Raw genomic sequence first — 19,486 nt, forward strand, 5'->3', positions numbered from 1 at the left:
GGGGGGGGGGGGGGGGGGGTGGGGGTGGGTGGGGGGCCCCCGCCCCCCCCCCGGGTCCCGGGGCGCTGAACGCCCCCCTCATTTTTTCATGTCCGGCGGGCGCGGCCCCTCCGCCCCCCCCCCGTCATCATTTGACGCATGCGCGCAAGTCCTACTTGCGCATACTTGAACGGCTCCGCACCTCGATTACGTCCGGGAGGATTGCAACGAATTGAGGAGCACAGGATGCGCATCTTTGTTGCGGGCGCGACCGGCGCGGTCGGTCGGTATCTTGTTCCGGCGCTGGTCGCCGCGGGTCATTCGGTGATCGGCACGACACGGAATGCGGCAAAAACAGATTTGGTGCGTCGATTGGGTGCAGAGCCGGTCGTCGCCGACGGCCTCGATGCCGGCAGCATGCACGCTGCGGTGATTGCGGCAAAGCCCGACGCCGTCATTCACCAGATGACGGATCTCGCGGCCGCCACGGACCTCCGGCATTTCGATCGGGCCTTCGCGCGAACCAACGAGCTCCGCACCCGCGGAACCGACATTCTGCTGAATGCCGCACGCGAGGCCGGCGCCAGGCGCTTCATCGCGCAAAGCTTCTGCGGCTGGACCTTCAGTCGCGCCGGGGGAACGGTGAAGACCGAGACCGATGAGCTCGACCCGCATCCGCCGCGAGAGCTGCGACGCACGCTTGAGGCAATCCGGTATCTGGAGCGAAGCGTCACCGCTTCGACGAAGCCGGAGGGTATCGTGCTGCGCTATGGATTCTTCTATGGACCCGGCACGGGCACGCTCTCGCCTGCGATGATCGACCAGCTGCGCCACCGGCGTGTGCCGGTGATCGGCGATGGCGGCGGCACGTGGTCGTTCATTCACACCGAAGATGCCGCCTCTGCCACGCTTGCCGCGCTCGAACGCGGGCGCGCCGGCAGCATCTACAATATCGTCGACGATCATCCGGCGCAGGTGAAGGATTGGTTGCCCGCGCTGGCCGAATTGCTCGGTGCCAAGCCGCCGCGTCACATTCCCGCCTGGCTCGGCCGCCTGCTTGCGGGCGAGCATATGGTTGCGATGATGACGGAGGTGCGCGGAGCCTCCAACGGCAAGGCCAAGCGCGAGCTCGGCTGGCTGCCGGCGCATGCCTCCTGGCGCGACGGCTTTGCCGATGCGGCACGGCAGCCCACCAGCCACCGCTCGGCGGCCTGAGGCATCACGCCAGCTTCCGCGGCAGCTCGCCGCCCTTGGTGAAGGCGTCGATCGCCTCGACCATCTGGCTGTAGTGGATGCGCAAGCCGTCCTCGGTGGCGTAGCCGAGATGCGGCGTCAGCACGAGATTGTCGAGCTTGCGGAAGGGATGGTCTGTTGGCAGCGGCTCGACCGAGAATACGTCGATGCCGGCGCCTGCAATCCTCTTCTGCTGCAACGCCTCGAGCAGCGCCTGCTCGTCCACGATCGGCCCGCGCGCGGTGTTGACGAGGAAGGCCGTCGGTTTCATCCGCGCGAGATCGGCAGCCCCGACCAGCCCGCGCGAGCGCTCGCTCAGCACCACATGGATGCTGACGATATCGGCCTTGGCGAACAGCTCCTCCTTGGTAGCGTAGCCGACGCCGGCATCCTTGCACTTCTCCGGGGTCAGGTTCGGGCTCCAGGCGATCACGTTCATGCCGAACGCCTTCGCAATGCCGGCCATCTTGCTGCCGAGCTTGCCGAGCCCGACGACGCCGAGCGTCAATCCTTCGATCTCAACGCCGGCAAAGGTCTGCCAGGGCTCGCCCGCATGCATGCGCGCGTTCTCGCGGCCGATGCCGCGGGTCAGTTCCAGGATGAGGCCCATGGTGAGGGGCGCAGTCGGATCGCGTGAATATTGCGTGCCGGCGATGGTGACGCCGCGCGCCTTGGCGGCCTCCATGTCGATCGAGGCGTTGCGCATGCCTGATGTCAGCAGCAGCTTCAGCTTCGGCAGGCTCTCGAACAGGCTCTTCGGGAACGCGGTGCGCTCGCGCATCGCGCAGACGATCTCGAAATCGGCCAGCGCGCTCGCCGCGGCCTGCTCGGAGGCGAAGGGATGGCTGAACACGGTGACGTCGATGCGGTCGGACAGGCTTTGCCAATCGGCGACTTCGAGGGCGAGATTGAAATAGTCGTCCAGAATTGCACAGCGCAGCCGCGTCATCAGCGTTCTTCCATGGCGAGAGGTGGAACCAGGCCATGGTTGCGCGCAATCAGGACCGTGCGCAAGCCGTTCGCGTCTTCAAAAATCCGACAGGTGATAAGGGCTCAGAGGTCGCGGGGCTTGAGCCGGAACGGCGCATTCATGCCGTGCTTGGCGCGCCAGGCGGGGCCGGGGCCGCGCATGTAATGCAGTTCGGGCCGGTAGGGGTTGAAAGCGGTGGCGAAGAAGCGCTTCCAGAAGCCCTTGATCTCCGAGGCAAATGCGGAGGCGCTGCCGGCTTCCGCCGGAACGGGAAGGGAATGGGTCTCGATCACGGCCATGACGCTGTCTCGCTGTGCTCCCGTTCATTCTGAGCGGGTGGCGCTGTTTCCGCGCGAAACCGAGCTTTGGCCTGATTTATTAAAAGATAGTTTCAATTGTCCGGATCGGTGGCGGGATGGTGTCCGGCCCGTATTCATCCGTGGTGAACGGAGGGAAAACATTGCCCTTTGGGGGCGGGATCGCTACATCGGCGGCAAGCAAATTTCCTCAAATCGAAGGTTTTCGGGACCGATGGCGCGCCAGTTCATCTATTTCATGCAGGGCCTGACCAAGAGCTACCCGACCCGGAAGGTGCTCGATAACATCCATCTGAGCTTCTACCCGGACGCCAAGATCGGCGTGCTCGGTGTCAACGGCTCGGGCAAGTCGACGCTGCTCAAGATCATGGCAGGCCTCGACAAGGAATATAACGGCGAGGCCTGGGTCGCCCAGGGCGCCCGCGTCGGCTATCTCGAGCAGGAGCCGCATCTCGATCCGGCACTCAGCGTACGCGAGAACGTCATGCTGGGCGTCGCCAAGCAGAAGGCTATCCTCGATCGCTACAACGAACTGGCGATGAACTACTCCGAGGAGACCGCCGACGAGATGACCAAGCTGCAGGACGAGATCGAGGCCCAGGGCCTCTGGGATCTCGACAGCAAGGTCGACCAGGCCATGGACGCGCTGCGTTGTCCGCCTGACGATGCCGACGTGTCGAAACTCTCTGGCGGTGAGCGCCGCCGAGTCGCGCTGTGCAAGCTGCTGCTCGACCAGCCTGAGTTGTTGCTGCTGGACGAGCCGACCAACCATCTCGACGCGGAATCGGTGTCGTGGCTGGAAGGCCATCTGCGCAACTATCCCGGCGCGATCCTGATCGTCACCCATGACCGCTACTTCCTCGACAACGTCACGAGCTGGATTCTCGAGCTCGATCGCGGCAAGGGCATTCCCTACGAGGGCAATTACTCGTCCTGGCTGCAGCAGAAACAGAAGCGGCTCGAGCAGGAGGGCCGCGAGGACGCTGCGCATCAGAAGACGCTGGCCCGCGAGCAGGAATGGATCGCGTCCTCGCCGAAAGCCCGCCAGGCCAAATCCAAGGCGCGCTATCAGCGCTATGACGAACTGCTGAAGCAGGCGAGCGAAAAGCAGACACAGACTGCGCAGATCACGATTCCAGTGGCCGAGCGCCTAGGTCAGAACGTGGTCGACTTCGAAGGGCTCAGCAAAGGTTTCGGCGATCGCATGCTGATCGACGATCTCACTTTCAAGCTGCCGCCCGGCGGAATCGTCGGCGTGATCGGCGCCAACGGCGCCGGCAAGACCACGCTGTTCAGGATGATCACCAAGCAGGAAGAGCCGGACAAGGGCACCATCACGGTCGGCGAGAGCGTTCATCTCGGTTACGTCGACCAGTCGCGCGACGCGCTCGATGGCAGCAAGAACGTATGGGAGGAGATCTCCGGCGGCAATGAGCTGATCCTGCTCGGCAAGAGGGAAGTCAATTCACGCGGCTATTGTTCGTCGTTCAACTTCAAGGGCGCCGACCAGCAGAAGAAAGTCGGCGCGCTCTCCGGCGGCGAACGCAACCGCGTGCACCTTGCGAAAATGCTGAAATCCGGCGCTAACGTTCTGTTGCTCGACGAGCCGACCAACGACCTCGACGTCGACACGCTGCGTGCGCTCGAAGAGGCTCTGGAGGATTTCGCCGGCTGCGCCGTCATTATCAGCCATGATCGCTGGTTCCTCGATCGCATCGCGACCCACATCCTGGCCTTCGAAGGCGACAGCCATGTCGAATGGTTCGAGGGCAACTTCCAGGACTACGAGAAGGACAAGATGCGCCGGCTCGGCCAGGACAGCATCATTCCGCATCGCGTGAAGTACAAGAAGCTGACGCGGTGATCTCAGCATGATGCGGCGGGTGCTCATAGCTGCGGTGATCGCTATCACCTGCGGCCTGTCGCCCGCCCGCGCTGCCGACGCCGCCTTCGCGCAGTTCATCGCCTCGCTGTGGCCGGACGCGGAGGCCGCCGGCGTGTCGCGCGCGACGTTCGAGCGAGAGACGCGCGGGCTCGAGCCTGACTACAAGCTGCCGGATCTGATCCTGCCGGGGCGGCCCGCAACGGGGGCGCCGTCGCAGGCCGAGTTCGTGCAGGTGCCGGCCGACTATGTCAGGGAAGCCTCGATCGCGCGCCTCGCGGGCGAGGGGCAGCGGCTGCTGCAAAAATATCGTCCCGCGCTGACGGAGATCGAGAAAAACTCCGGCGTGCCCGCCACCGTCATGCTGGCGATCTGGGGCCGCGAAACCGACTATGGCCGCTACACGCTGCCTTACGATCTCGTGCGCGTGCTGGCGACGCAGGCCTATGTCGGCCGCCGCAAGGACACCTATCGCAACGAGTTCATCCTCTCGCTGAAAATTCTCGGTGACGGCGTGGTGACACGCAAGGACATGCGCTCGTCGTGGGCCGGCGCGACCGGGCTCACGCAATTCCTGCCGTCCGAATATTACAAGCACGGCGTCGATTTCGACCGCGACGGCCGCATCGACATCTGGCATTCGGTGCCGGATGCGCTGGCCTCCGCCGCGCAGCAGCTCGTCAACAAGGGCTGGCAGAGCGGCGTACGCTGGGCTTACGAGGTGCAAGCTCCGGCCAAGGTCGATTGCACCGCCGGCGTGCCCGAGGTGACGAAGCCGATCGGCCAGTGGCTGCGCGAAGGCTTTGTGCCGGTGCGCGGACAAAAGCTCACTGCCGCCGAGCAGGCGCAGCCGGCCTCGCTGCTGCAGCCGGAAGGCATCTACGGCCCGTCCTTCCTGACCACGAAGAACTACTTCGTGATCAAGGAATACAATTTCTCCGATCTCTACGTGCTGTTCGTCGGCCATCTCGCCGACCGCATGACGAGCACGCAGCCGTTCGCGACGCCGTGGTCTGCCTCGAAGCAATTGCGCACCAAGGATGTCGAGGCGATGCAGCGCGGGCTCACGCGCGTCGGGCTCTACAAGGACAAGATCGACGGCAAGGCCGGCATGCAGACGCGCGCTGCGCTCGGCACCTACCAGAAGTCGGCAGGCCTCAAGGTTGATTGCTGGCCGAGCGAAGAGGTGCTGCGCTCGATCCAGGCGCGATAGCGAGCCGCAGTTCTTCGCCAAAGAAAAAGCCCGGCCGAGGTGCTCGGCCGGGCTTCGATCGCGGCGCTCATGAACGCCGTGCGATCAGATCAGTAGCAAACGCGAACCGGGCGGACGGTCCAGCCGTAGCCGTCCCAGTAGCGCTGGCGCTGCCAGTAGCAGGGCGGCGGCGGCGGGCCGGGCTCGGCCACATAAACCGGTCCGCCATAGGCGGGACGGCTCGATGCGATGGCACCGCCGACGATTGCGCCGCCGATCAGGCCGGCTGCGATGCCGGCGCCGACGCCGTCATGGGCTTGGGCGGACGGAGTGGCGGTCACCAGCGAACCGGCGATCGTCGCAACCGTAAGGGCGGCAACTAAAGTCTTCTTCATACTCTTGGCTCTCCTGAGAGATGGATGCTCCTTGTTAGGAGCGTCCGGGGTTCAAAGGTTCACGCAGACTCTGATGGAATTGGCCTTGCAGTTAGGAAGCGCGCAAATGGTCAATCCCCGGTAAACGCACACGGAGCTGTGACGAGAAAAAGCGGTCTTTTTCAGGCCCGGAGATGAACGGCGCATCTGGAATGAATCTGCTTGGGGCGACTTCAGCCACAGACTCTGACGCGGCGGACGCGCCAGGCATAACCGTCCCAGAAGCGCTGCTTCTGCCAGACGCAGCCGTCGCCATAATAGTCGTCGGCGACGTAGCCCGGGCCCGGTGCGTAGTAGCGCGGCGGATAGTAGCCCGGGCTATATCCCGGACCATATGCGTAGCCGGGGCCGGGGCTCGGTCCGTAATAATACGGAGAGGCCAGCGCCCCGCCGACAATGGCGCCGCCGATGATTCCGGCTGCCACGCCCGCCGCGACGCCGCGTTGCGCCTGGGCTGGTGTAGCGGCGCTAAGGGCCACCGCGGCGACGGCAGCGATTGCCAGGAGCGACTTCTTCATTGGCTGACCTTTCGAACAAAGCACACGGGAACTCTTTGAGGGTAAAGTTCCATATTTCGATTGAATGATCAATGAACGGCACCTTTGCCGGGGGCGACCAATTAACATGGACCGCAGCTCAGCCAGGGGAGGGCGATGATGGGTAGCGCGATGATAAATGCATTGATCGCTGCCGGGGTCGTCTTCGCGATCGGCTACGGCTGGATCACCCATCTTCAGAACCGCAGCCAGCGGCGCTCCCGCGCCGGGGCCGGCGGCAGTGGCGGTGGCGACACCGCCACCGGCTCGAGCGACGGCTTCTCGTGGGGGAGCTGGTTTTCCAGCGATAGTTCCGGCAGCTCGACCGACGGCGGCAGCTGTTCCAGCAGCGATAGCGGCAGTAGTGGCGGAGATTGCGGGGGCGGCGGCGATGGTGGAGGCGGCGGGGGCGACTAGATCCGCCGCAATCTTGATCCAGCGCAAGGCCCTATTTTAGAGCCGTTCTAGGCTGTTTCCGGGCTAGTTTGGAATAGCTTCAAATTCCGCTTTTTCCTTTTGCATCCGGCCGGCCCCTTAAATATCGATGATGGCGCATCACCAAAGGGCCTGCCGCTTCCATGATCGTTTGTTCCTGTAACGTGCTGAGCGATGACGACATCCGCGCCGCCGTCGCCGAGTCCGACGACGCTGTGCGCCATGCCAAGCAGGTGTATGGGTGTCTCGGCTGTAGCGCCGAATGCGGCCGCTGCGCTCGGACGATCAAGACCATTATCGACGAAGCACTCGGCCCCTGTGCCACGTCCTGCTGCTCCGGCTGTCCGCACAACCACACTGTGGCGGCCAATGACGAGACGGCCCAGCCGGCCGAGTTCGCCCTCGCGGCCTGCTGAAATCTTCCGCAACCATGGCTGAGCATTTCACCGGCTGCGTCCCGTAGCCGGTTGCTCCAGTCTTCAAACTCATTTAGAAGCGTTCTAAATTCGGTTTACGGCCGATTTGGACTGCAAGAGCTGGAGTGAACCATGCAGGGCGACGCAAAAGTTATCGATTATCTCAACAAGGCACTGCGTCACGAGCTGACTGCAATCAACCAGTACTGGCTGCACTACCGCTTCCTCGACAATTGGGGCCTGCGGGATATGTCCAAGGTCTGGCGCAAGGAGTCCATCGAGGAGATGGAGCACGCCGACAAGCTGACCGAGCGGATCCTGTTCTTCGACGGCTTCCCGAACATGCAGGTGCTCGATCCCTTGCGTATCGGCCAGAACGTCAAGGAGATCATCGAGTGCGATCTCGCTGCCGAGATGAGCGCGCGGGCGCTCTACCAGGAAGCGGCGACCTACTGCCACAGCGTCAAGGATTATGTGACGCGCGACCTGTTCGAGAAGCTGATGAGCGACGAGGAGCACCACATCGACTTCCTCGAGACCCAGCTCGACCTGATCGGCCGCATCGGCCTCGAACTCTACACCCAGAAGCACGTTGGCGGGCTCGAGGGCGAGGGACACTAGGTCCCTCACTCCGCACTCTCCATTCGTCATGGCCGGGCTTGTCCCGGCCATCCACGTGCTACCCTGCAACGAAGACGTGGATGCCCGGGACAAGCACGGGCATGACGCCCGTGTGCGGTTCGAAAGCCGGCTACAACTGCGTCTTGTAGAGCTCTTCCACGATCTCCTGACTCTGCGGCTCACCAAGGCCGGTTTGCTCGTGGACCACCTCGACGATGCTCGGCATCACCGAGCGCGGCACCTTCTCGGACGACCACAGCTTCGAGCGCATCAGGGCCTTGCCGCAGTGGAAATAGACTTCGCTGACGGCGAGGTTCAGCACCGCGCGCGGCGGCTTGCCAAACTCCACCATCGAGGCGAGCAGGTCCGGATCGGCGGACAGCGTGCCGCGGCCGCCGACGCGCAGCGTCTCGTCGAATCCGGGGACGAAGAACAACAGATGCACGAAGCCCGAGCCCTCGACGACATTTCGAAAACTGTCGATCCGGTTGTTGCCGGAGCGATCAGGCATCAGCAGCTGGTTGGGGCCGGCGACGTGGACGAAGCCAACGCCGCCGCCGCGTGGTGAGGCATCGACGCTGCCGTCCGCTCCCGACGTCGCGAGCACGCAGAACGGTGACATCTCGATGAATTTCTTCGCATGCGCATCGATCGCGGGGCGCGCTTTCGCGATCACGCGTGGGCTCGGCTGGGCATAGATGGTGGCGAGGTCTTCGGCGCAAAGATCAGTCACGAAGGTCTCCCTGGTGGAATGCCTGAGAATATCATCTCCCAGCGCGATCGCTATCCCCCTTGTCACGCCGCCGCGGCCACTCGATCACGCCAGCGCAATACAGAGCCCGCCCGATCAGGACCGGCTGAAGCGCCAGCCGCGGCCCGTGGTAGAGCCAGCTGTTGGGGATGCGTGGAAGGTCGATGCCCTCCAGGACATGCTTGATGTTTGCCGCCCACACGCAAAGCGCATAGAGCGCAAGCGCGCGTTCTGTCGTTCACAGGAACCATCGGCCGAGCTAGCACCGCGTCGAGGCGCTATCGCGCTACACCGCATCCGCCGGCACGAAGCAACTGATGATGATGGCGCCGCGGTGATGGACGTACCACACCACGGCCTGGCCGACCGGATTGCCGCGGTCGCGGATGATGGCGCGCTCGGGCACCTCCATCCATTGTCCCTCGATCGGCACCCAATAGGCGCCGCTGCGCACGTCGTACTCAGTGCGATGGCCGTCGGAGACGTCGCAGCAGGGCACGCCGTTCGGTGCGATCACGCTCTTGAACCAGGCGCGGATGTCAGGCGGGACGTGATCATATTGCCCGTTGTCGAACGCGAACGCTGCGCCCGTCAGCGCCGCCAGCCAAACGCACAGTACGAGCCTGTGCATGCGATCCTCCTCATCGCGTGTCGTGCCATTGGCGCGCGATTGCCCCGCGCGTCGATTCGTATCGTTGATGCGATTAAGCCCGACCTGTCAGCGCAATGCATGCTCAAATAATATGCGGCGTCGAGGCGCCGCATATGATGCATGGCGAACATGGCGGCAAGCCTGGCAATCCTACATCGTCCGCTGCGGCGCGGTTTGCAGAAACTGCCGGACCTGCTCGCTGTAGAATTTGGCGTTCCCCGTGGTGCCGTGGCCGCGCGTCTCCGTGCTTGCTGGGATGAGATACAGTTTGCCGTTCTTGACCCGCGTCATCGCAGCGTCCGTGAGGCCGGTCTCAGGCGGGTTGCGTTCGTCGTCGGCGGAATTGATCAGCAGCAGCGACGCTTCGATCGCCTCCAGCTTCTCGCGGGCATTGTAGTCATGCGAGGACTCCCACTGGTAGACGAAGTCGTTGGCATCTGTCGTGATCGGCATGGCCAGCCGCTCGTCGACGATCTTGTCGGCCTTCGCTGCCGTCGGCGCCTGCGATTGATAGGCCAGCGTTCCGCCGATGCTCGCGATGCCGTAGGCGGTGATCGCGTATTTCATCATGCGCGGCTGGCCGGTGTAATTGCCGCCATTGTAGTCGGGATCGCTGCGGATGGTGTCGAGCATGATCCGCCGCAGCATCCAATTGCGCGACGCCATCTCGGTCGGCTGCGAGGCCATCGGGATCAGCGCGTCCATCGCCTTCGGATATTTCTCGCCCCACAACCAGGTGTGCATGCCGCCCATGGAATTGCCGATGACGAGCCGCAGGTGCTTGACGCCAAGCCCTTCCGTCACCAGGCGATACTGGGCTTCGACCATGTCCTCGTAATCGTATTTCGGGAAGCTCGTCTTCATCCCGTCGGACGGTTTTGACGATTTGCCATGGCCGATATTGTCGGGGATGATGATGTAATATTTGGAGGCATCCAGCGGCTGCCCCGCGCCGAACAGCTCGCCGGCAAAGGCTGGTGACAGCATGCTCGCGCCCGAGCCGCCGGTTCCGTGCAGCACCAGGACCGGCTGGCCGCTCGGCTCACCCACGGTGGTGTAGTGCAGCTTCAGCTCCGGCATGGTCTCGCCGGTGTGGAACTTGAAATCCCTGACGACCCAGTCGCCCTGCTTCGGTGCCGGATAATCGGCCGCCCATGCGAACGTCGAGATGGCCGACACAGAGACGGACAACAGGATGGCTGACAGCGCCGCGCAAGAAGCTTTCATGTCTATTTCCCCCGTGCGGCTCTGGTCGGCGGCCGCGTTGCGGCGGAACTTAGCAGAACTGTCCGGAAGGATGTAGGATTTCGTTTTCGCCGGTCGTCCTTGAGGGAAAGGTCAGGAGAGAGTGCATGTGCCGCAACATCAAGACGCTGTTCAACTTCGAGCCGGAGGCGACGGAGGATGAGATCCACGCCAGCGCGCTCCAGTTCGTTCGGAAACTGTCCGGCTTTAACAAGCCTTCGCAGGCCAACGAGGCGGCCTTCGATCGTGCGGTGGCGGAGGTCGCGGAGGCTGCGCGAAAACTCCTGACGTCGCTGCACACCCACGCCCCGGCACGCGACCGTGAGGCCGAGGCGGAAAAGGCCAAGGAACGTTCGCGGCTGCGCTTCGGCTAGGCGGCTCGAAGGTCCGTTCCGTGATCTGGCTCACGGTGAAAGCGGTCGCAACGCGCGATGATGTTCGCCGGGCTTTTGACACCCGGGAGCACGACCATGAGCCGCCCTCTTCTTCCGCTGAAAGCAGGTGCCGTCGTTTTCACGCTGCTGTGGACAGCGTGGATGACGTGGTGGAGCGGTTCGTTCTCGAGCGCGAACGTCGTGATCCTGGCCTTGTGCGGCGCAGCGGTCGGTTATCTCTGGTACCGCGCCATGCGCTGGCAGTTCGAGCGTATGGGCATGCTGCCGCGACGCGAGAATGGGACGAAATAGATTCGTCTGTCAGTCCTAGCCGTGCTTCTTCTTTTTCTTCTTCTTCCTGTGATTGTCGCCTTCGCTGTCCTCGTCCTCGTCACCGAGGGGCGCGTCGTCGGTCTCCTGCACGGCTGCCTCCAGCGCCTCGCGCTCGGCGGCTTCACGCTCGCGCTGGCGACGGCGCTCGTCCCAGGCGTCGAACAGTTGATCGAGCCACGGCAGCACCTGCTCGATCGACGGCAATGGGCCGGGCGGACCGGCCTCACCACGCGGGCCTTGCGGCCCCGCCGGCCCTTGCGGTCCGACAGGTCCCTGTGCACCGGCTGCCCCGCGCGGTCCGGCTTCGCCCTGCTTGCCTTGCGGGCCGGGCTTGCCCAGTGGTCCGGCCTTTCCGATCGGACCCGGCTTGCCCTGCGGCCCCGGCTTGCCACGCGCGCCATCGGGGCCCCGCTTGCCCGGATGGCCCTGTGGTCCCGGCCGCCCCGGTTCGCCCTGCCGTCCGCGCGGTCCCTGAGGTCCCTGCCGTTTTTGTTCGTCTGCCACGCCGCTGCTCCCTTGACCGGAAGCAAGCTAATTAGCGGCGTTTGACGACAGCGGCAATTCCGCCGGGCTCGCGCCTGGGCTTGATCAACACCAATCGGCCGCACGTCGCGCGCTAGTCGTGATAGGCCGGCACCTCGATGCCGGAGGCGGCGTAGAGCCTGATCTTGTTGCGCAGCGTGCGCACCGAGAGGCCGAGCACGCGCGAGGCGCGCGTGCGATTGCCGTCGCAACGGGCGAGCGTCTGCAGGACGAGCTCACGCTCGACCTCGTCGACGGTCGCGCCGATCAGCAGCGGAACGATCTGGTTCGGTGAAAGGAAATATGCGCCCGGTTCGGACGCAGCGACATGAACAGTGGTCATCGACACACTCCCCGATCAACGCCCGCCTCCCTCTTTGGAAGCGGATCGAGAACAAACGACCCCCAAGCCGTAAATCTACGGTGGGCGGGTTTGGTTAACGAAAGGTTAACCGCGGGGCGATCGCACCAATTGACCTTGGGAATGCCGCCGCACCGCCGCGATTGGCACGGATTGCATGTTCCCGCGAGCATACTCCGCATTGCCAAGCAGGCATCATCCCGCTCACACCGTCCGGTATCCGCCATCCACCATCACGATCGTTCCCGTGACGTAGGCCGACATGTCCGACGCAAGGAAGATCGCGGGACCCACGATGTCCTCGGGCTTGCCGGTGCGCGCCAGCGGGGTGTGATCGACGAAGGCCTGCACCAGCGCCGGATTGGTCGCGCGCACATTGGCGTTGATGTTGGTCTCGATGAAGCCCGGCCCGATCGCATTGACGCGCACGCCCTCCTTGCCGAGCTCGACCGCGAGCGCCTTGGTGAAGCCGAGCACGCCGTGTTTCGAGGTGGTGTAGGCCGCCGAGCTCGGCGTGCGCAGATGCACGAAGGACTGAATCGAGCCGATATTGACGATGCGGCCCTTCGCTACGCGCAACGGGCTCAGGAACGCCTGCGTCATGTTGAAGACGCCGTTGAGGTTGAGCGAGATGATGTCGTTCCAGTCCTTCGCCACCGTCTCCGTCTCCGCGGTGAAGGCGTTGCGGCGAGTGATCCCGGCATTGTTGACGAGGATCGAGACCTGCCCGACCTCGTCGGCGACTTGCTTGGCGAGCGCGAAGCAGTCGTCGCGTTTGGTGACATCGAGCGCAAAGCTCTCGGCCTTGCCGCCGGACTTGCGGATCCCCTCGGCGGCTTCCGCGACCGTGTCGGCGTTGACGTCGAGCAGCACCACTTGCGCGCCCTCGCGGGCGTAGCCGGCCGCGATGGCCCGGCCGATGCCCGAACCGGCGCCCGTGACGATTGCGATGTGGTTCGCGAGCAATGCCATGACAATTTCCTCCCGATTTCTTTTCGAAGTTTCATGAAAGGCTAACTCGAAATTAAGGGGTCGGAAACGGCGGCCTTGGCATACTGGTCTTGATTGCTAAACGTTGCGCGCATGATGGAACAGCTCGAATCCTGGAAATTCGCACTCGAACGCCTGCGGTCGGCGGACGGCGCCGATTGGGCCGAGGCGGGCCGGCTGGTCGCCGAGGTCGCGCGGATGAGCACCGATACCATGCTGCGTCAGGCCGCCGAGCAGGCGCTTCCGGTGCTGCGCCAGGCCGTGGACAATGACGATCACAGCGTCACGCTGGCGGCCCGGCGCCGTCTCGGCGTGGTGCTCGACGTTGTCCACGACCTGACCGCGCCGCGCTTCGGCCGCCGCAATGCTGCGCCGAAAAAATTGTCCAGCGAGGATCGCGCCCGCAAGGTGCTCGGCCTGCCGCTCGCGGTGCAGCTCACCTGCGAGGACATCAACCAGGCCTATCGCCGCGCCGCCAAGGGCATGCACCCCGACCACGGCGGCAGCGCCCAAGCGTTCATCGACCTTGCCGCCGCGCGCGATATCCTGATCCATCCCCGCGCCTACAAGGACGCGTGAGAGCTCATGTGCTATCCTGTAGCCCGGATGAGCGAAGCGACATCCGGGACGGGTCTAGCCCATGGTTCTGTATCGCAGAAATTTTCTTCCCGGCGGCACCTACTTTTTTACTGTAGCGCTCTTCGACCGCCGATCGACCATTTTGATTGAGAACGTTGACGCCCTGCGCGATGCCTTTTCGGGCCGCTCGCAGGGAGCGCCCGTCCGAGGTCGATGCGATTGTGATCCTTCCGGACCATTTGCATGTCGTCATGAACCTCCCGCCGCATGACGCCGATTTCGCGGGACGTTGGCGAAGGATCAAGGGGCATTTCAGCAGCGCACTACTGCATGCGGGTATCGACGTAGCCCGCCAGTCCAATGGAGAATTGGCTCTGTGGCAACGACGCTACTGGGAGCACACGGTTCGCGACGAAGATGATTTCGCCCGCCACGTGGATTACATTCACTTCAACCCAATTAAACATCGCTACGTCCAGCGCGTTTGTGATTGGCCGCATTCGTCCTTTCACCGATATGTGCGGGCGGGATTGCTCCCGGAAGATTGGGCGGGCGATGCCGGCGAAAGCGGGATTGCTTTCGGTGAGCGAGCCGAGGGAGGCTGACCGGGCGTAGGTTGAATTCCCGGATATCGCTTCGCTCATCCGGGCTACGGACGTCGGACTTGGAGTCGAGCCTCAGCTCTTGTTCACGCAGCTCGGATAGGGCGCGGCTTCGCCCGCTACGATCGGGCAGAGCTCGATCGGGCTGAGCGCGCGCAGACGGGCCTGCCAGCGGTCGTCGTTCACCGGCGGCTGGTCGGTTTCGGGGCCGCGCTCGGCCCATTGGATCGTGTAGTAGTCGCTCGTGCCCTTCAGCGTGACCAGCAGTGCGGTTTCGCTGTGCCGGGTCGGACCGCTGTCGACGCGGCCGCAGCCGATCACGGCGACGAAACCTTCGAACCGGCCGAACGTGGTGGCGCCAAGCGGCCTTGCCGCAAAGCTGTCGGGGCAGGCGGATTTGAAACCGCTTGCGATCGAGCCCGCGAATTTCTCGGGCGATGAACCTGGAGTGAGCGTCATGCCCTTCTCGCCGGTCACGGTGATCATCTCGGTCCAGCGTTCAGGCGTCTCGCCCTTCAGTACGGCCTCGCGGATGTAGTGGCCGCCCTTGGTGTTCTCGAACACCGCGGAAAAATTCGACGGCATCGCGAAGCTGACCAACTGGCCGAACACCGGCGAGATCACGCGGAAGGATTGCGGGGCCTGTGCGTTTGCCGTTGCGGCGATCAGCAGCGATGCGGCCAGAACCGTGGCTTTCGTCGGCGCGCGCATCGATTGGCTCCAAAGCCGCGAGGTGAAAAACAAGCGGGCAAAAACAAGCGGGCAAGGATGCTGGTTGGCGCGGGACGCTGGGAGGCGCCCCGAACAAGATGTGAGTAGGTCCGCCAGCTGGCCAGGTTCAAAGCGGGTGCGCGGAAAATGCGCGATCTCGGCCGAAAAACCAGTGGCGCGTCGAAAAGAAAAAAGGCGGACCGCTCGCGCGATCCGCCCTTTGAAATCCGATCTGTCGCCTCAGGCCTAGAGCGTGCAGCGGCGCTCCCCGCGCAGCTTGATCTGGAGCTCCGAGGCGGCGGTGAAGGTCGGGAGCGGCTTGCTGACGACCTTGTAGGTCGACACGCCCCACTGGAACGGCTTGTACTTCAGGTCCTCGTTCCAGACCTGGCAGATGCCGGTGTTGTCCCAGCGGATCACGTAATAACCGACCGCCGCCGACGCCGGCACGGCGAACACGGAGGTGGCGATGCCGGCAACGGCACAGAGGGCGAGAACGCGACGCATGAAATATCTCCTGATGGGAACGTGAGAGGAAACTGGTGCGGCAAAATGGTGCGGCTGGCAAGCGGGGCGGCGACCGTTCACGGACATGTCAGTCGTTGGTCGGCTGTTCGGATGCCCCTTATGCCTTGACTGTCGCCGGACTATCACACGTCTACCCCTTGGCCAGCGACGCGACCGCCTCGATCTCGATCAGCATCTTCGGATCGGGCAGTGCGTGGACCACGCAGGTGGTGCGGGCAGGGTAGGGCGGCGGCCCGAAGGCGCCGGCATAGAGCGCGTTCATGGCGGCGACGTCGGAGGCGCGGGTCAGCAGCACGTTGACCTTGACGAGATCGCGGATCGCGGCGCCGGCCTCTGCCAGCACGCGCTTGATGTTGACGGCGACGTTGGCGAACTGCGCCTCGAAGCCATCGGGCAGCGCGCCGCTCGCGTCGAAGCCGGGAATGCCGGAGACGAACAGGAGATCGCCGGTGCGCGTGGCAAAGGACAGCGGCGGCGCCTTGATGTGGGGCGGGGGCGCGAAATGCTGGATCGGCATGAGATCACCTCGGATGGACGGCAGGAAGCGCAAGCGTAGCGGCAGGTCGGGGCGCCTCCAACAAAAAACGCGAAAACAACCCCATGCACAGTAGGCATCCGGCGGGAATCATTGAGCTTTCTTTTTGACTTCGGGAAAAGCAAAATAACCGTTGCTCCGTCGGGCAAAACAGGGGCAGAATGGCATGATGGCGGGTGAGCGTCTTGTCGCGCCAAACTCCGCCGTCATGCCCCGGCTTGACCGGGGGCATCCAGGGCGCTGCGGCTTCTCGGTTCACCATCGCCCTCTCTGGAATACTGGATCGCCCGGTTAAACCGGCGATGACAGTTGAGTGTGTTGCTACAGACCCCGACTCACGTCCGCGCCCATCATGTTGCCGCCGCGATGCATCGGATACATTCGCGTCTGATTCGTTTCCCCCTTGAAGAATAGCCCCCGGAGACCCTCATGAAGTTCGCATCCACCTTCCGCGCCGCGCTGGTCGGCATTGCCGCGCTTGCCGGCCTCTCGACCTCGGCGCTGGCCGACGGCGGCACCGTGGTGCTGACGATCTACAAGGCGGGCTGGATCATCGGCGGCTCCGGCGGTTCGGGCGTACTGAACTTCCGCGGCCGCGCCTATTCGCTCTCGACCGGCGGTCTCGACTACGGCCTCGTCTTCGGCGGCTCCAAGACCGTGCTGCGCGGCCGCGTCTCCAACATCAACCGGCCCTCCGATATCGCCGGCGTCTACGGCGCCGCCGGTGCCGGCATCGCAGTGGGCCGCGGCGCGCGTGCGATCGTGCTGACCAACCAGAAGGGCGCCGTGCTCGAGCTGTCCGGCACGCAAGTCGGCCTGATGGCGAATGCGGATCTGAGCGGGCTCGCGATCACGATGCGGTAGGGGCGATCAGCTCAATTCCCGCATGAGCGAGAGCGACATGCGGGTCAACCCTCGGTCCCGGATGTCGCTGTCGCTCATCCGGGCTACGTTCCCGTCACCGCCGCGTGAATCCGTTCGCAATGTGCGACGAGATTTGCGTGCGCATCGACGAACGCCTTCAGCGGTGTCGGGATCGGAAAGAAGAAAATGTTGGCGATGAAGCCGTAGATGCCGGCATCGACGCTAGTCGGCGCCGCGCCGTGCACGAAGCCGGCCGCCGGCACGATCTCCGCCAGCACCTGCAGATCTGCGAGCCCCCGCGCATAGGCCTGCTCGGGCGTGTAGCGGCCGATGCCCTGGAAGTGATAACGCTGCGCATTATACGCCTTCGCCTTCTCGAATCCTGCCGCATCGATCTGCTTGTGCTGCGCGATGAAGGCGTCGCGAAACGCGGGATAATAACGCTCGTCCTTCCAGCGCGAATACGACATCACCCAATAGAGATCGTCGAGCATGCGCGTGACGAAGTGGTTGGTCCGCCTCTGCTCCGCAGTTAGCGCGGCGTCGATGGTGAGGCGGTATTTCGCGGTCGCATGCGCGATGATGGTCTCGCTGTCGCCGATCGTCTCGCCGTCATCCACGACATAGGGCAGCTGCCCGCGCGGCGCGGCGGAGGCATCGAACACATGCTCATGCGCGAACGGTACGCCCGCGAGCTTCAGGAAGGCATAGACCTTGAGGCCGTAACCGTTGTTGTCGGCGACACCGAACAGGTCTGGATAGGAGTAGAGGGTCAGCATGGGACGCTCCTCGCGCTGAAGTCGTATCGCCGCCGTGACGCGCTTGCAACAGTTCCGCGCTTTGTGCGCCGCCTCCTTCGATCGGAGGACGATTGCATCGTTGCTGGTTTGCCCCGACAACGCCATCCGGGATTGTTATACTCCGCATCCCCGTGACGTCAGCGATGGTGACCCTATGGCGAGAGAGTTGGAAGGCAAGGTTGCGGCCGTGACCGGGGCCGCGTCGGGCATCGGATTGGCCAGCACCGAGGCGATGCTGGCCGCGGGCGCGCGCGTGGTGATGGTCGACCGCGACGAGGCCGCGCTGAAGTCGCTCTGCGACAAGCACGGCGACGCCGTGATCCCGCTGCTCGTCGACCTGCTGGACCCAAAAGACTGCGCAACGCTGCTGCCGCGCGTTCTGGAGCAGGCCGGCCAGCTCGACATCCTGCATGCGAATGCCGGCACGTATGTCGGTGGCGATCTGGTCGATGCTGACACCATGGCGATCGACCGGATGCTGAACCTGAATGTCAACGTCGTGATGAAGAACGTGCACGACGTGCTGCCGCACATGATCGCGCGCGGGACCGGCGACATCATCGTCACGAGCTCGCTGGCGGCGCATTTTCCGACGCCATGGGAGCCGGTCTACGCGTCGTCCAAATGGGCGGTCAACTGCTTCGTCCAGACAGTGCGGCGCCAGGTCTTCAAGCACGGTATCCGCGTGGGCTCGATCTCGCCCGGCCCGGTCGTCAGCGCCCTGCTTGCGGACTGGCCACCCGAGAAGCTGAAGGAAGCCAGGGACTCGGGAAGCCTGCTGGAGGCCGGCGACGTGGCCGAGGTCGTGATGTTCATGCTGACGCGGCCACGCGGCATGACAATTCGTGACGTGGTCATGCTGCCGACCAATTTCGATCTTTAGGGCGCTAACGGTCCTGCGAACCCTTCGATGCAGCGGTGAATATCGCCAATTGCGCATCGAAAGCGCGCCTGAAGGCCGGCCGCGCTTCGCCGCGGGCGACATAGGCGGCGATTTCTGGATATTCGTCCAGCAGGCCTGACGCGTTCAACCGGCGCAGCACCGTCACCATCATGAGATCGCCGGCGCTGAACGCACCGTCGAGCCAGTCGGCATCGCCGAGGCGGCGGGACAATTCGCCGAGCCGGACACGGACGCGATCCTGCAGCGTGGGCAGCCGCTCCGCGTACCAGCTCTGGTCGCGCTCGAACAGCATGGCCATCCCGAGCTCGACGATCGGCGGCTCCAGTGTGCTGAGCGCGGCAAACATCCACGCGATCGCGCGGGCCCGGGCCTGCGGCTCCGTCGGCAGCAGCCCGGCATGGCGCTCCGCGATATGGAGCACGATCGCGCCGGTCTCGAACAAGGCGAGGTCGCCGTCCTCGTAGGTCGGGATCTGCCCGAATGGATGTAGCGCGAGATGCGCGGGCCCCTTCATGTCCGCGAACGAAACCAGATGGACCTCGTAAGGCTGCCCCACCTCTTCGAGCGCCCAGCGCACCCGCATGTCGCGGGCCTGTCCGCGGCCGCGGTCGGGCGAGTTTGCGAAGGCGGTGATGGTGGGAGGCATCGGAGGTCTCCGGGGTTGATCGCGTTTTGCGTTCGGAGGACGAATGGAATGAGTGGATTCCGACAGGTTAATGG

26 protein-coding genes and 2 pseudogenes are annotated in these 19,486 nt (G+C 64.1%); 12 read left to right on the forward strand and 16 right to left on the reverse strand.

Annotated features, from left to right (window positions below):
* Window positions 1-225 precede the first annotated feature (225 nt).
* On the forward strand, window positions 226-1,194 hold the full coding sequence (locus tag ABIB80_RS31385) for an NAD-dependent epimerase/dehydratase family protein (RefSeq protein ID WP_007600704.1): 969 nt from the start codon (window positions 226-228) through the stop codon (window positions 1,192-1,194).
* A 4-nt stretch (window positions 1,195-1,198) separates the two neighbouring features.
* Here the strand turns inward: ABIB80_RS31385 and ABIB80_RS31390 are convergent, their stop codons facing one another.
* Complete coding sequence (locus ABIB80_RS31390) at window positions 1,199-2,161, reverse strand: D-2-hydroxyacid dehydrogenase family protein (RefSeq protein ID WP_007600705.1); 963 nt, start codon at window positions 2,159-2,161, stop codon at window positions 1,199-1,201.
* A gap of 104 nt (window positions 2,162-2,265) precedes the next feature.
* Entirely contained in the window at window positions 2,266-2,481 is a 216-nt protein-coding gene (locus tag ABIB80_RS31395) for a hypothetical protein (protein ID WP_007600706.1), read from the reverse strand.
* A gap of 232 nt (window positions 2,482-2,713) precedes the next feature.
* On the opposite strand from ABIB80_RS31395, the gene ettA reads away from it, so the two are divergent.
* Together ettA and ABIB80_RS31405 are read left to right on the forward strand one after the other, a co-directional pair.
* Window positions 2,714-4,363 carry an energy-dependent translational throttle protein EttA gene (gene ettA, locus ABIB80_RS31400; protein WP_007600707.1) on the forward strand — a complete coding sequence of 550 codons (1,650 nt, stop codon included), beginning with the start codon at window positions 2,714-2,716 and terminating at the stop codon, window positions 4,361-4,363.
* 7 nt (window positions 4,364-4,370) lie between these two features.
* A complete protein-coding gene (locus tag ABIB80_RS31405; RefSeq protein WP_354128958.1) occupies window positions 4,371-5,594 on the forward strand; it encodes a lytic murein transglycosylase in 1,224 nt (407 codons plus the stop codon).
* 89 nt (window positions 5,595-5,683) lie between these two features.
* On the opposite strand, the gene ABIB80_RS31410 is transcribed toward ABIB80_RS31405, so the two are convergent.
* Window positions 5,684-5,968: a hypothetical protein gene (locus tag ABIB80_RS31410; protein ID WP_007600714.1), complete on the reverse strand. Its 285-nt coding sequence runs from the start codon at window positions 5,966-5,968 to the stop codon at window positions 5,684-5,686.
* A 212-nt stretch (window positions 5,969-6,180) separates the two neighbouring features.
* Window positions 6,181-6,525 carry a hypothetical protein gene (locus ABIB80_RS31415; protein WP_007600715.1) on the reverse strand — a complete coding sequence of 115 codons (345 nt, stop codon included), beginning with the start codon at window positions 6,523-6,525 and terminating at the stop codon, window positions 6,181-6,183.
* A gap of 135 nt (window positions 6,526-6,660) precedes the next feature.
* Here ABIB80_RS31415 and ABIB80_RS31420 point away from each other — a divergent pair, with 135 nt between their 5' ends.
* From ABIB80_RS31420 to bfr, 3 genes are all read left to right on the forward strand, one after another.
* Entirely contained in the window at window positions 6,661-6,960 is a 300-nt protein-coding gene (locus ABIB80_RS31420; protein WP_035994228.1) for a hypothetical protein, read from the forward strand.
* A gap of 161 nt (window positions 6,961-7,121) precedes the next feature.
* Window positions 7,122-7,394: a (2Fe-2S)-binding protein gene (locus ABIB80_RS31425; RefSeq protein ID WP_007600718.1), complete on the forward strand. Its 273-nt coding sequence runs from the start codon at window positions 7,122-7,124 to the stop codon at window positions 7,392-7,394.
* Window positions 7,395-7,526: 132 nt separating this feature from the next.
* Window positions 7,527-8,015: a bacterioferritin gene (gene bfr / locus ABIB80_RS31430; protein ID WP_007600720.1), complete on the forward strand. Its 489-nt coding sequence runs from the start codon at window positions 7,527-7,529 to the stop codon at window positions 8,013-8,015.
* Window positions 8,016-8,145: 130 nt separating this feature from the next.
* Here the strand turns inward: bfr and ABIB80_RS31435 are convergent, their stop codons facing one another.
* The 4 genes and pseudogenes from ABIB80_RS31435 to ABIB80_RS31450 form a co-directional block, all read right to left on the reverse strand.
* Entirely contained in the window at window positions 8,146-8,748 is a 603-nt protein-coding gene (locus tag ABIB80_RS31435; RefSeq protein ID WP_007600722.1) for an MSMEG_1061 family FMN-dependent PPOX-type flavoprotein, read from the reverse strand.
* 31 nt (window positions 8,749-8,779) lie between these two features.
* Window positions 8,780-8,992: pseudogene (locus tag ABIB80_RS31440) on the reverse strand (DoxX family protein); the annotation flags it as partial.
* Window positions 8,993-9,052: 60 nt separating this feature from the next.
* Window positions 9,053-9,397, reverse strand: a complete 345-nt coding sequence (locus ABIB80_RS31445) for a hypothetical protein (protein WP_007600723.1) — start codon at window positions 9,395-9,397, stop codon at window positions 9,053-9,055.
* Window positions 9,398-9,568: 171 nt separating this feature from the next.
* On the reverse strand, window positions 9,569-10,645 hold the full coding sequence (locus ABIB80_RS31450) for an alpha/beta fold hydrolase (protein ID WP_007600725.1): 1,077 nt from the start codon (window positions 10,643-10,645) through the stop codon (window positions 9,569-9,571).
* Between the two features lie 125 nt (window positions 10,646-10,770).
* On the opposite strand from ABIB80_RS31450, the gene ABIB80_RS31455 reads away from it, so the two are divergent.
* Window positions 10,771-11,037, forward strand: coding sequence for a DUF2277 domain-containing protein (locus ABIB80_RS31455; RefSeq protein ID WP_007600726.1), 267 nt, complete (start codon window positions 10,771-10,773; stop codon window positions 11,035-11,037).
* A 96-nt stretch (window positions 11,038-11,133) separates the two neighbouring features.
* Window positions 11,134-11,349 (forward strand): hypothetical protein, encoded by a 216-nt coding sequence (locus ABIB80_RS31460; protein ID WP_007600728.1) that lies wholly within the window; start codon window positions 11,134-11,136, stop codon window positions 11,347-11,349.
* Window positions 11,350-11,364: 15 nt separating this feature from the next.
* On the opposite strand, the gene ABIB80_RS31465 is transcribed toward ABIB80_RS31460, so the two are convergent.
* The 3 genes from ABIB80_RS31465 to ABIB80_RS31475 form a co-directional block, all read right to left on the reverse strand.
* Complete coding sequence (locus ABIB80_RS31465) at window positions 11,365-11,874, reverse strand: collagen-like domain-containing protein (RefSeq protein WP_007600730.1); 510 nt, start codon at window positions 11,872-11,874, stop codon at window positions 11,365-11,367.
* A 112-nt stretch (window positions 11,875-11,986) separates the two neighbouring features.
* A complete protein-coding gene (locus ABIB80_RS31470; RefSeq protein ID WP_027519697.1) occupies window positions 11,987-12,235 on the reverse strand; it encodes a helix-turn-helix domain-containing protein in 249 nt (82 codons plus the stop codon).
* A gap of 222 nt (window positions 12,236-12,457) precedes the next feature.
* Window positions 12,458-13,225: an SDR family NAD(P)-dependent oxidoreductase gene (locus tag ABIB80_RS31475; protein ID WP_007600732.1), complete on the reverse strand. Its 768-nt coding sequence runs from the start codon at window positions 13,223-13,225 to the stop codon at window positions 12,458-12,460.
* Window positions 13,226-13,336: 111 nt separating this feature from the next.
* Here ABIB80_RS31475 and ABIB80_RS31480 point away from each other — a divergent pair, with 111 nt between their 5' ends.
* Window positions 13,337-13,822 (forward strand): molecular chaperone DnaJ, encoded by a 486-nt coding sequence (locus ABIB80_RS31480; RefSeq protein WP_035994230.1) that lies wholly within the window; start codon window positions 13,337-13,339, stop codon window positions 13,820-13,822.
* Between the two features lie 61 nt (window positions 13,823-13,883).
* A pseudogene (locus ABIB80_RS31485) lies at window positions 13,884-14,427 on the forward strand (REP-associated tyrosine transposase).
* A gap of 72 nt (window positions 14,428-14,499) precedes the next feature.
* On the opposite strand, the gene ABIB80_RS31490 reads toward ABIB80_RS31485, so the two are convergent.
* The 3 genes from ABIB80_RS31490 to ABIB80_RS31500 all read right to left on the reverse strand — a co-directional run bounded on the left by ABIB80_RS31490 (window position 14,500) and on the right by ABIB80_RS31500 (window position 16,180).
* The gene (locus ABIB80_RS31490; protein WP_007600737.1) at window positions 14,500-15,135 is read right to left on the reverse strand and encodes a hypothetical protein; all 636 of its coding nucleotides are present in this window, start codon (window positions 15,133-15,135) and stop codon (window positions 14,500-14,502) included.
* Window positions 15,136-15,381: 246 nt separating this feature from the next.
* Window positions 15,382-15,642: a hypothetical protein gene (locus ABIB80_RS31495; RefSeq protein WP_007600739.1), complete on the reverse strand. Its 261-nt coding sequence runs from the start codon at window positions 15,640-15,642 to the stop codon at window positions 15,382-15,384.
* Between the two features lie 151 nt (window positions 15,643-15,793).
* Window positions 15,794-16,180 (reverse strand): RidA family protein, encoded by a 387-nt coding sequence (locus ABIB80_RS31500; RefSeq protein ID WP_007600740.1) that lies wholly within the window; start codon window positions 16,178-16,180, stop codon window positions 15,794-15,796.
* Between the two features lie 447 nt (window positions 16,181-16,627).
* Between ABIB80_RS31500 and ABIB80_RS31505 the strand changes: the two genes are divergently transcribed.
* Window positions 16,628-17,062 (forward strand): hypothetical protein, encoded by a 435-nt coding sequence (locus tag ABIB80_RS31505; protein WP_007600742.1) that lies wholly within the window; start codon window positions 16,628-16,630, stop codon window positions 17,060-17,062.
* An 83-nt stretch (window positions 17,063-17,145) separates the two neighbouring features.
* On the opposite strand, the gene ABIB80_RS31510 is transcribed toward ABIB80_RS31505, so the two are convergent.
* Complete coding sequence (locus ABIB80_RS31510; protein WP_354128959.1) at window positions 17,146-17,841, reverse strand: glutathione S-transferase family protein; 696 nt, start codon at window positions 17,839-17,841, stop codon at window positions 17,146-17,148.
* A 175-nt stretch (window positions 17,842-18,016) separates the two neighbouring features.
* Here ABIB80_RS31510 and ABIB80_RS31515 point away from each other — a divergent pair, with 175 nt between their 5' ends.
* On the forward strand, window positions 18,017-18,745 hold the full coding sequence (locus ABIB80_RS31515) for an SDR family oxidoreductase (protein ID WP_007600747.1): 729 nt from the start codon (window positions 18,017-18,019) through the stop codon (window positions 18,743-18,745).
* 4 nt (window positions 18,746-18,749) lie between these two features.
* Here ABIB80_RS31515 and ABIB80_RS31520 read toward each other — a convergent pair whose 3' ends face one another.
* The gene (locus ABIB80_RS31520; protein WP_007600757.1) at window positions 18,750-19,412 is read right to left on the reverse strand and encodes a glutathione S-transferase family protein; all 663 of its coding nucleotides are present in this window, start codon (window positions 19,410-19,412) and stop codon (window positions 18,750-18,752) included.
* Window positions 19,413-19,486: the final 74 nt, after the last annotated feature.

This window comes from Bradyrhizobium sp. i1.15.2, assembly GCF_040548425.1.
Lineage (GTDB): Bacteria > Pseudomonadota > Alphaproteobacteria > Rhizobiales > Xanthobacteraceae > Bradyrhizobium > Bradyrhizobium canariense.